Here is a 7,167-nt window from a genome sequence, read left to right on the forward strand (position 1 = left end):
CGAAATCTGGATGCCTGCTTCGCAATCCTCGAGTGCCCAAAGCGCCCGTCAGGCGCTTGCCGACCGGCTGCGGGATGTCAGGCTCGACGCGGGACTCACCGCGCGGGCGCTGTCGACCGCGGCCGGCTGGCATGAGGCCAAGACCTCCAAGATCGAGCATGGCAAGCAGCAACCATCCGAAGCCGACCTGCGCACTTGGTGTGCGGTCTGCTCGTCGGCCGCGCTCCTTCCCGAGCTGATCGCCGAGCTCCGGTCCGTCGACTCGATGTGGCTGGACTGGCGGCGGGCCGAACAGACCGGCCTGCGTCACCTCAACGCCTCCGTGCGGGAGCTCTACGACCGCACCAAGCAGTACCGGTCCTACTGCCAGAGCATGATCCCAGGGCTCTTGCAGACCGCGGACTACACCACCGCCGTCCTCACCTCGCTGCGCGACCGCCGGCGCGTGCCCGTGGACGACGTAGCCGCCACCGTCGCTGAACGCATCGACCGCCAGCGCATCCTTACAGAGGGCGGACACACCTTCGCCTTCGTGCTCGAAGAAGCCGCCCTGCACTACCAAGTCGGCGGACCGGAAGTCCTGGCCGGACAGCTGCGCCACCTTCTCGATGTGGCGCAGCTTGCCTCCGTCAGCCTCGGCGTAATCCCGGCCGCGGTCGACCGGACGCCACGCTGGCCGGTCGAAGACTTCTACATCTTCGACAACACCCAAGCCAACGTCGAACTCGTCTCCGGGTTCCTGACCATCACCCAGCCGCGCGAAATCGCCATGTACGCCGAGACCTTCACGGCGCTCTCCAAACTCGCCGTCTACGGTTCCAAGGCCCGCGCTCTCATCCGGACCGCCCTGGGCAACTTGCCTGTCTAGGATTCTTCGCCGTCAGGGGATGCGCGCAAGTTGGCGCAAGTTCATCGATCCGGTCCACCCCCAATCCATACGGTCAGGGGGTGACGACGGGGTATCACCTTCAGACGCCGGGCACCCTCACGGCGCACAGACGAGCAGCCGGCGGCCAGACGGCTGCCTCTCACGTTTGCTACGCGCTGCGTTGCAGCTGTGGCCCTAAGGACCGCCGCCAGCCAGCTGAACGCCCCCGGGCCTACGCCTATCTGCGCGCCCACCTGCTGGTGTGTACCTCTGAGGTCAACCGGACTAAGGAGCGCTTGAGCACTTTCGCCAAGACGTCCGGTTTGGAACTGGCAGCCGTCTTCGTGGAAGAGGATCCCCGGCGGCCGCTACTGGCCTTTGAACGGTTCTTCCACGCTGTCATGCGCGACCAGGTTGAGGTAGTGCTAGTGCCCAGCCCGCTGCACCTGATGGCCCTGGGCTCTCCACGCATGAAGGAGTACTTCGAGGCGGCGACTCAGGCGCAGGTGCAGGTGCTCGCCCCATGATCTGGCGGAGCCGGTGGCGAGTCGTCCTCAGTCTCCTCGCGGTGTGGTGGATCACCTGCGTACCAGCCGCCCGGCTCCGTCACACCAAACGTCCTTGTCCGAGTCGTCTGTTCCCCTGTGGATGACTCGGCCAGGGACCCCAGACCGGCTGGCTTGGTGTAGTGAGGCGAGTCCTGCACCGAGCCAGCCGTTCCAAACCGAAGCCTCACAGCTCGATCACAGGTTCGGATGCTGCACTCTCCGGCTTCCGTCCGCAGCTGTCAGAAGCATAAGCAGGATCATGTAGAGATGTACTACATGGCTACATCGTGTATAGTCTATTCATGGACTCTACGGGCGACGTCGAACTCACTCTCTCAGGGAAGCTCACATACTCTGAGGCGATCACACTTGCTCAAGCAGCCGACATCTTGAGTTATCTGACTTCGGGCGACTCGGCGGTTAACGCACCGGGTCGGGGCGCGGCCGGAGGCCCGGGCGGTGGCGTGGCGAGCCGAAGTGCACGTCAGCAGACCGGGCTGAGTCCCAAGGAGGCGCTCGAAGCATCAGGCGCCAAGATAAATCCAGAGAAAATCGTCGCTTTTGCCGTTCTCGTATCTCAGCAGAGCGGCAAGGATACATTCACCCTCGATGATGTAAGGCCTCTGTTCCGCCAGGCCAGAGAGGCCACGCCCGGGAACCTCAGTCGCGACCTTGATGCCGCGATCCGCAGCGGGTATGTAGCCGAAGCTGAGAACAAGGGTGAATACTACGTCATGGATAAAGCGCTTAATGTGCTGGAGACGGGTTTTGAGGGTCTCCGCAACTCACGGGGATCGCGTTCGAGCTCTTCAGCACGCAAGCCGCGCAAGCCGATGGTTGCCCCAGAAGCGCTGAAGAACCTTGAACTGACGCCCACAATTGACGGCTTCATCAACTACCACAAAGTGAAGACTAAGACGGACAAATATCTGTGGGCGCTCAACGCAGCCAAACTCGCTGGCGCAGATGCGGTTGAGCCAAGCGACGTCGCCTGGCTTACGGATCGGCTGGGTGAAGGAGTTTCGAGAAACGATCTAAACAGTTACTTCAAGGGCAACCAGAAGCGAGGCTACGTAAACAAGAATGGCGAAGGCAAGGTTCGAATTACGCCAGCCGGCATTGTGTACCTCCAAGGACTCGCTGCTGAGGCTGCCAAGTGACGCCAGGCGAGTTAAAGGCGGCGCTTTCGACCTCTGTTGACAATCAGCTAGCTGAGCAGCTTGTTGACGAGTTTGTATCCGTTGAAGAAGCGTTCTTGCTCAAAAAGTGGAAGTACAGTGAGCTTGATGGTGGTCGATTTGCCGAGGTAGCAGCTCGAATCATCTACTCCGTTGATTCGTCGAACCTATCGCGAACTAAGTCCGTCGATGACTGCCTCAAGTACATCGACAACGACCAGGTGCCGCACAAGTTCCCCGAGCGGCAGGGTGCGATACACCTGGCCAAGGTGCTCCGCGCCATCTACAAGCTTCGAAGCCAGCGTGGCGCTGTGCATGTGTCGCCTACCTATACGGCCAATGAAATCGACTCCCGGCTGATCATCGAATGTGTTCGCTGGGTGCTTGCTGACATCCTGCGCGTATTCGTCACCACCGACCGGGAGAAAGTTGCAGAGACCGTTCGGAGCCTGGCTCGCTTTCCGCAGCCCCTTATCCGAAACATCGAGGGCCAGCCGCTTCTGCAGTCGGTATCCTTTACAACCGAAGAAGAAGTGCTTGCTCATCTACTGAACGCCGACGATGGGCTGGCCACGGCCGAGCTTGTGAAAGTTGTACCTAAGGCAGCGTCTGGCGTGAGGGCCGCGATAAGCAACATGTCGAAGGCTAAGACTCGACAGATTGCCAATCGCAACGGCAAGTGGTTCATCACGGATCTCGGTGTGACGCGCATCGAGGAGCGCCTCGTTGAGGAATCTGGCAAATAGTCGAAGTGGACGTCACAGACCAGTGTGAACGTTTAAATAGGCCATCTAATGATCAGCCCTTTTGAGCTGTAGTGTTGCTCGCGGCGTCCACTTTGATGCGCCGAAGCACGTCCTTCATTTTCGACGTATAGAGCCAGCGTGTCGGGGGTGTGCCGTAAACTGGCAGCCCGTCGAACTCAGACATCAGTGTCCCAGCAACGGCCTGCTTGATGTCGTACGCGTTCTGGGCTATGGCGTTATAGGCATCCTTCTGCATCGCAATGACTGCGCCGCCGCTCGCCAGGAAGTCCCGCATAACCTTCTGCAGTCGCTGCTGCTCCAGTCCTCGCAGAATCTCTATGGCGGCACGCCCAAACAGTCGCTCGACACCAAGAACCCCCGACCACTTCGGCTTGCTCGCGCTGCTCGGGAAGGTGTAGATAACATCGAACCCTAATCGAAACGGTGACGTGTAATTCAGTTGTAGAAACCGTTGTTTGATATTTTCGTCATCGCCAAAGAGGTCTACGAACCCGAGTTCACGCAGCACCTTCCAAAATCGGTGCTCAGCTCCATTGCCTTCATATGCAAAGTAAACGTCGGCGATGACGGAGTGCGGAGCTGGGTTTCCAAACAGGAACAGGACTGCCGGCTTGCCGTTTTCAGCGGTAGGCAGCCACGACTTGTGGGGATACCTGATGATCGCGCCTTCTCGCGTCAGCACTTCGCCGTGGCCTGGATCGGACGCTAAGAATTCGAGCCAACGCGCCTCGAAAGCTTCGCGCTCACGCGGCGTCGCATACAGCAACTCCAGATCGATCGCACAGGCAACATTGCCGGTACCTGCGCCGCGGAATTGTAGTGCTTTTGGTTCCATACTCCAACTATTTTAACACCATCTTCAGGGATGCTGCTCGGTGCTCAATATCTATTGAAGCGGCTCGCCGTGGGCGGTCCGCCCTTTGTCATCGATGATGCCTGAGCAGTTGCTTCATCGTGCTCAGGCTCATGCGGTACTCGGTCGCCAGCTTGTGCTTCGGCGTCCCAGCTCGGAATCGCGTCACGATGTCACGAATGTCTGCCTCGCTCAGGCGGTCACGGATCGGGGCCGACCCGCCACCTGACCCCGTCGACTGCACGCCGGGCAGGTCAACACGGTCCCCTTCCCGGATCCTCCGCAGCACCTCGAGCATCGGGCCCAGCAAATCTGGCCGGTTGGAGTACCGCCTCAATAGCTCCACCACACGATCAGCTACATCCGCAGGTAAGAGCCGCCGTTGAAGTCCAGGACTGTGCCGGTGGCGAACTCTGCTTCAGGTGATGCCAGGTAGACGATGGCGGCTGCTACCTCCGACGGGTCGGCCACTCGTTCGAGCGGGCTTTCCAGGCGGCGGCGGTCGTAGCCGTCGCCGGCGAGGTTCACCGCGGCCATGTCCGTGACGGTCCAGCCGGGGGCGATCGCGGTGACGGCGATTCCCTCCGGGCCGAGTGCTCGCGCGAGGGACTGCGTGAACGACACGATCGCCGCCTTCGAGGCGCCGTACGCGGGCTGGTTCGGCTCGCCGCGGAACGCGCCGCGGGACGACACGTTCACGATCCGCCCGCCGCGGGTCATGTGCCGTACGGCGCACCACGTGACGTTGGACGGGCCAACGAGATTGACCGCGAGCGTGTCCGTCCACGCCCGCTGCCACTCGGCGTACGTCGTCTCCCGGATCCGGTGCGGGTGATACACGCCGGCGTTGTTCACCAGTACGTCGATGCCGCCCAGCGCGGCCGCCGCGTCCGCCACCATCGTCTCGATCGCGGCCGCATCCGCGAGGTCCGCCTGGACCGCCACGTGCCCCGACCCGGGCAGCTCCTTCACCACCTGCGCGGCCGCCTCCGCGGACGAGCTGTAGTGCACCGCCACCCGGTCCCCCGCGGCGGCGAAGGCCCGCGCCGTCGCCGCGCCGATCCCCCGCGAAGCCCCTGTCACCAGCACTGATCGGTTCATACGCCCGATCCTTTCATTCAACGGCGCAGCACTACGGCCGGGGCTTCCAATCCCGTCGGTGCGACTTGGCTGCCCGCACCCACTCCTTCTTGGCCTCGTTCCGCAGCCGTACGTCGGCCCGCCGCGCCATGTACGCCGCTTCGCGCTGCAGCTTCACCCAGCTCTCGTAGCGCCGGTACGGCAACGTCCCGTCCTCGAGCCCCGCCTGCACCGCACAGCCGGGCTCGGACTCGTGCGAGCAGTCCTTGAACTTGCACCGCTCCGCCAGCTCCGTGATGTCCGGGAACGCCGCAGCCAGACCCTCCCCACTCTCCTGCAGACCGATCCCCCGCAGCCCAGGCGTGTCGATCACGACCCCACCACGCGGCAGCACGATCAGCTCCCGCCGTACCGACGTGTGCCGCCCCTTACCGTCCTCCCGGATGTCCTGCACGTCCAGCAGCTCCACGCCGGCCAGTGCGTTCACCAGGGACGACTTACCGGCACCACTTGACCCCAGCAACGCCAGGGTCGCGTTCTCGGCCAACAGCTCGCGTACGGCGTCCAGCCCGGCGCCCGTGCTCGCGCTGCACACCAGTACGTCGGCACCGGGCGCAGCAGCGGCCACGTCCTCGGCCAACAGGTCAGCGTCGGTGACGAGGTCCGACTTGGTCAGTACGACGACCGGTCGCGCGCCGCTCTCCCACGCGAGCGCCATGAAGCGCTCGATGCGGACGATGTTCGGCTCCGGAACCAGACCGACGACAATCGCGATCACGTCGACGTTCGACGCGAGCACCTGGCCGCGGGACGACCCGCCGACCTCGGCCCGGACGATCGCCGAGCGTCGAGGCAGCACGGACTCGACCGTGATCCGGTCGTCCGGCCAGAAACGCAGTACCACCCAGTCACCCGTACACGGGCCGGCCTGGGCGTCCGAGGCGATCTCGGCGAGCAGCGCGCCGGACCAGCTGGCGCGGACCGGACCGTCCTCGGTGAAAACCGTCGCCAGGCCCTTGTCGACCCGGGCGACCCGTCCCGGGACCAGTTCCGCGGGGACGGTGTGCAGACATTCGGCCGTGGAGCTGTCGAGTCCCAGGGCCTGAAGTGAGGCTGACATGCGGCGAACCTTTCGAAGGGTCCGGCCGCGGGACTCAGCGCCGCGGACGGACAGTACGGAAGACAACGGGCCGTTCGGCCTGTTCGAAGCTCATGGCGGGTTGCCTCCCTCCGGGTCCTTGCGGTCCGGCCAGGACCGTCTGTCGCGATGCCGTCAGCCTAGGTCGTCGGGATCCCCCTGCGCACCCGGTTTTCCGACCTTCGCGGCCTTCCGGCCCGGCTCGTCGGGCACCGTCTCGCCGGACTTCTTCGCGGCCTTGTGAACAGCCTTCTTCCCCAGGCCCGTCCGCACCGCCGGACCGGTCTTCCGCGGCTGCTCCGCGAACTCCTCCAGTTTCCGCGCGGCCTCCGCGTGGTCGTCGGACTCGACCGGCGTCAGCGGGTTCGGGTGCTCGTGGTGCTGCTCCGGCTCGGCCTTCATCACCGGCTCGACCTCAGCCTCAGCCTCAGCGGGCTCCGACTCCGGCTCCGGCGTTTCCTTCTTGACCTCGGTGACGTGTGCCTTGTGCGGCCACAGCCGGTCCACGACCGCATTCAGCGCAGCGCCGATCAGTACCGCGATCGCGGTCATGTAGAGCCACATCAGTACCGCGATCGGCGCCGCGAGCGGGCCGTAGATCGACGTACCGCCGACCGTGCTCTGCAGGATCCAGCGGAGCACGAAGCTGCCCAGGATCCAGATCGACAGCGCCAGGAACGAGCCCGGCAGGTCCGAGACCCACGGCGTCCGGATCGGGACCGACAGGTGGTACAG

Annotated in this window: 9 protein-coding genes; 4 read left to right on the forward strand and 5 right to left on the reverse strand. The window is 63.7% G+C overall.

Annotated elements, in window-relative coordinates; translation table 11 throughout:
• The 4 genes from VFF46_RS15860 to VFF46_RS15875 all read left to right on the forward strand — a co-directional run.
• Positions 1 to 868, forward strand: an 868-nt coding sequence (locus VFF46_RS15860; RefSeq protein WP_325037881.1) for a helix-turn-helix transcriptional regulator, incomplete at its 5' end; no start/stop codon positions are given.
• Positions 869 to 1,164: 296 nt separating this feature from the next.
• Positions 1,165 to 1,395, forward strand: coding sequence for a hypothetical protein (locus tag VFF46_RS15865; RefSeq protein ID WP_325037882.1), 231 nt, complete (start codon positions 1,165 to 1,167; stop codon positions 1,393 to 1,395).
• Between the two features lie 323 nt (positions 1,396 to 1,718).
• Positions 1,719 to 2,576: a hypothetical protein gene (locus VFF46_RS15870; protein ID WP_325037883.1), complete on the forward strand. Its 858-nt coding sequence runs from the start codon at positions 1,719 to 1,721 to the stop codon at positions 2,574 to 2,576.
• On the forward strand, positions 2,573 to 3,340 hold the full coding sequence (locus VFF46_RS15875; RefSeq protein ID WP_325037884.1) for a hypothetical protein: 768 nt from the start codon (positions 2,573 to 2,575) through the stop codon (positions 3,338 to 3,340). Before VFF46_RS15870 ends, VFF46_RS15875 begins: the two co-directional genes overlap by 4 nt.
• Positions 3,341 to 3,392: 52 nt before the next feature.
• Here VFF46_RS15875 and VFF46_RS15880 read toward each other — a convergent pair whose 3' ends face one another.
• From VFF46_RS15880 to VFF46_RS15900, 5 genes are all read right to left on the reverse strand, one after another.
• On the reverse strand, positions 3,393 to 4,196 hold the full coding sequence (locus VFF46_RS15880) for a hypothetical protein (RefSeq protein WP_325037885.1): 804 nt from the start codon (positions 4,194 to 4,196) through the stop codon (positions 3,393 to 3,395).
• An 88-nt stretch (positions 4,197 to 4,284) separates the two neighbouring features.
• Positions 4,285 to 4,512, reverse strand: a complete 228-nt coding sequence (locus VFF46_RS15885; protein WP_325037886.1) for a hypothetical protein — start codon at positions 4,510 to 4,512, stop codon at positions 4,285 to 4,287.
• A gap of 59 nt (positions 4,513 to 4,571) precedes the next feature.
• Complete coding sequence (locus VFF46_RS15890; protein WP_325037887.1) at positions 4,572 to 5,315, reverse strand: SDR family NAD(P)-dependent oxidoreductase; 744 nt, start codon at positions 5,313 to 5,315, stop codon at positions 4,572 to 4,574.
• A 31-nt stretch (positions 5,316 to 5,346) separates the two neighbouring features.
• The gene (rsgA, locus tag VFF46_RS15895; protein WP_325037888.1) at positions 5,347 to 6,414 is read right to left on the reverse strand and encodes a ribosome small subunit-dependent GTPase A; all 1,068 of its coding nucleotides are present in this window, start codon (positions 6,412 to 6,414) and stop codon (positions 5,347 to 5,349) included.
• A 153-nt stretch (positions 6,415 to 6,567) separates the two neighbouring features.
• Positions 6,568 to 7,167: YihY/virulence factor BrkB family protein (locus tag VFF46_RS15900; protein ID WP_325037889.1), on the reverse strand; the 600-nt coding region annotated here is incomplete at its 5' end.

The organism is Kribbella sp. (genome assembly GCF_035655035.1).
Classification (GTDB): Bacteria; Actinomycetota; Actinomycetes; order Propionibacteriales; family Kribbellaceae; genus Kribbella.

Coding starts and splice junctions, on each gene's coding strand:
- VFF46_RS15870 (WP_325037883.1), top strand. CDS start 1,719: ATGGACTCTACGGGCGACGTCGAACTCACTCTCTCAGGGAAGCTCACA.
- VFF46_RS15880 (WP_325037885.1), bottom strand. CDS start 4,196: ATGGAACCAAAAGCACTACAATTCCGCGGCGCAGGTACCGGCAATGTT.
- VFF46_RS15885 (WP_325037886.1), bottom strand. CDS start 4,512: ATGCTCGAGGTGCTGCGGAGGATCCGGGAAGGGGACCGTGTTGACCTG.
- VFF46_RS15890 (WP_325037887.1), bottom strand. CDS start 5,315: ATGAACCGATCAGTGCTGGTGACAGGGGCTTCGCGGGGGATCGGCGCG.
- rsgA (WP_325037888.1), bottom strand. CDS start 6,414: ATGTCAGCCTCACTTCAGGCCCTGGGACTCGACAGCTCCACGGCCGAA.